This is a genomic window from uncultured Maritalea sp. (genome assembly GCF_937139385.1).
GTDB lineage: Bacteria > Pseudomonadota > Alphaproteobacteria > Rhizobiales > Devosiaceae > Maritalea > Maritalea porphyrae_A.
The window spans coordinates 1-2,943 of record NZ_CAKZPW010000037.1 but is presented as its reverse complement, the minus strand read 5'-3'; the positions used below and the strand labels follow the sequence as shown (position 1 = coordinate 2,943).

The 2,943-nt window shown below is 53.1% G+C and carries 1 protein-coding gene and 1 pseudogene; one reads left to right on the top strand and one right to left on the bottom strand.

What is annotated here, in order from left to right:
- On the bottom strand, positions 1 to 2,062 hold a 2,062-nt coding region (locus Q0231_RS01550), incomplete at its 3' end, for a hypothetical protein (RefSeq protein ID WP_299344144.1).
- Between the two features lie 246 nt (positions 2,063 to 2,308).
- Here Q0231_RS01550 and Q0231_RS01545 point away from each other — a divergent pair.
- Positions 2,309 to 2,943: pseudogene (locus tag Q0231_RS01545) on the top strand (methylase); the annotation flags it as partial.

Here is a 2,943-nt window from a genome sequence, read left to right as displayed (position 1 = left end):
TGGGCGGAAAGAGCGTTGAAAAAGGGGCACAGATCCGGGCCGTGACCCCATCTGCGCGGTGGTTTATCGTAAGCTCTTTTGGGGCGGCAACTGTCTCAATGCGTGCCAGCAAAGTACGAGCAGCACCGTTGAGCAAGTAAATGTGATTGTCGTGAGCTTGGTGAAGCTGACGAAGTGGAATTGCCCAGCTACCGGTATTGGCGAAAGGCCGTTCCAACGGACGACCTGCAATGGTCAAGGTTGCCCGGCGATCTGGAGATCGAACTACAAGTGAACTGTTCCAATCATCAGGACCCAGAATGATTGCGCTCCCAAGCATCAATGGCTCTCGTGTGCCGTTTGTTCTTTCCAACACCATGGATATCTCAGGCCAGTCGACGAGAAACTGGCGTGTTTCAGAGTCAATCTCAAAACCTATCAGGGCTTTGTCGTAGCCGCCCCTGCGATCCAAACACAGATTTCCGGACGCGTCGTGCAAAACGTATTTGGATGATGCTTCCACAAAATTTGAAGGTGGGTTCGGGCATAGGAAAGTGACGCCATCCAAGCCTGCGTATGTTGGCCAGACGAAAATTTCCCGCCTGATGCGCGTCTCGATGAGTTGACCGTCCGCTTCGCGCAGCATTGTTAAAACGATGCGGATGGGATCACCGGTCTGATCTAGCCCCAAACTTTTTAGGATGTTGGCCACAGACAGTCGGCCAATATCGTTCTCATCGAGTTGGCAATGGACACGTTCTGATTGATCACCACATTCTACTCTAATAGTTACACGGCGATCTGTGTATAGCGCTGCTTCCAACACGATGTCCGCGTCACCTGACCATAAACTGCCAGCTCTGCCGGATTGCACCGCGATTGGGCGGCCTTCGATGCTAATCCTGGTTCTTTTGGAGCCGCGTAATAGCACGCTTTGGTTGGGTGATCGCAGTTCGGCAGGATTCTCCCGCAAACTTACTTGAGCAACATAGAGGTTGGGCCCAAATAGGTCAGCCGGAACCCCATCCACCGTGAATTCCCGGGTAGAGGTCACCGTCGCCACACTTGTCTGAACAATCCATTCGTTGGTTCCTTTGCGAGGCACCAACTGTCGGCCATCTTCTGGTTCGAAGATGACAAATGCCGCGTTGTATAGCGGTAAATGGCGGCTTTCCCCATCTGCGACCCAAGTAAGATCTGGGGGAATCGGATTAAGTAGTGGCCATGTTTGACCACGCCTGAGTCTGAGTGTTTGCGAACCGATGTTGACCTGTAGCCTTCCGGCACCGGCAGGCACCTGCAATTGTGGGCGACCATCCAGCCAAATCAGCCGTGGCGAGGGCTGCGAGGCAAGCAGTGATGTCGAGCCAACATCTTTTTCGATTTTCTCAAGAGTGTCCGCGAACTCCGCAGCAAAAGTGCTCTGCTCTCGAAGCTCTGTAGGATTCACACGCCATTTTAGGAAAAGAGCCGCCATCCACGCAGTTTCGTCGTGCAAGATAGGGCGCTCGGGAACATGCACCCCGACCGGTAAGAATGTCAAAACAGCATCGTCTTCCCAACGGTTCAATTGAACGACGTCGTCAGAGGAAGGCAAGCCGTTGGCCGCCTCTTGCTGCAAAAACGCCTTTGCAACATGTCCCAACTGCCCGCGTGCAACCCCAACATGAATTAGAAAGACATCAACATTGCGGTCAAAACCATCCGTCACCAGTCCAATCTTTCGGCAGACAGATTTGAATGAGGCTACGATTTCTGTACGCGCTGGAAGCGAGGGGTCTTTGCCAAACAATCGACCAATCAGTGGCCATATTTCTTGCGTTCCTTTGCCGTAGTTTTCGAGCAACGAAGCACATATTGCCCAAGCCGTAACGTTTGGGAATTTTTGGAGCAATTTCTGCGGCGTGAAGCCTGTTTTCACCAAGGCTTGGAGCGCACTTCGCGTATCTGGCAGATGGCCCAATTCAATTGCGAGCGCTAGAAATGGCGGTGCATTCAGAGTTTTCTGAGTGCGGCTCACAAGAAAGTCTTTAGTTCTAAGCAGAACTTGTGGATCAATTGGTGCTGCTTTTTGCTCACTCATTGTCGGCTAAATACCCAAATCTAAAACAAAGTAATACGAGTTCATTTGTGGGTAATGGCTGTCACAACTTCAAGCTGAAAGTGTGCCTTCGCCAAGAATAGGGCGCTTGGTTTTTGTGCTGAGATGGATAGTACCAAGTCGAGACTGCCGACAAAAGAAGAGCAAGAGACAGGGCGGGAGGGATGACCCCTCCCGGGCGAGAGAGTGCGCGCGGGTTGGGGATAATCCTCAACTTGGAGACCGCCCATGAATGCTCACCCCAAGACGGCAGCCCTTGCTGCACAGCTCGAAGCCACTGAACCGGCAGCAACCCCTCAACTTACCTTCGCTGAACGTCTTGTTCAGGCTGCAAAAACGCTTCTCCCGGTGTTTGAGACAGGCAAACCTATCGACGCCAAAAGGCTTCGAGCAGCGATGGAGGGCGCTTTTAATGCCAGTGACACAAGCGGTGCATGGGTCTGGAAGGACGCCTATGATGCCGCAGAGATCGCCCAGATCATGATGATCTCGCGCTACGGCACGTTAATGCAAAAGCAAGCCGCGTCCCCTGCTCAGTTTCTCAGTATGATCGAACGGTTGTCAGCACTTGCGCCATCACATACGCGGCGCTCGGAAGACAGCGTTCGTTTGCAGCAATTCTCGACCCCCCTGCCCCTCGCAGCGATTGTTGCTCAAGCTGCGGGGTTTCGCCCATCTGACTTGGTTCTTGAGCCTTCAGCCGGTACGGGCATGCTGGCCGTTTTTGCTCAGATTGCGGGCGCAGGGCTTGCCTTGAATGAACTCGCTGAGATCCGTCGCGATGTCTTGCGCGCTATGTTTGTCAATGCACCAGTTTCTGGACACGATGCTGCATCCATCGACGACAGGCTTGATCGCGCGAT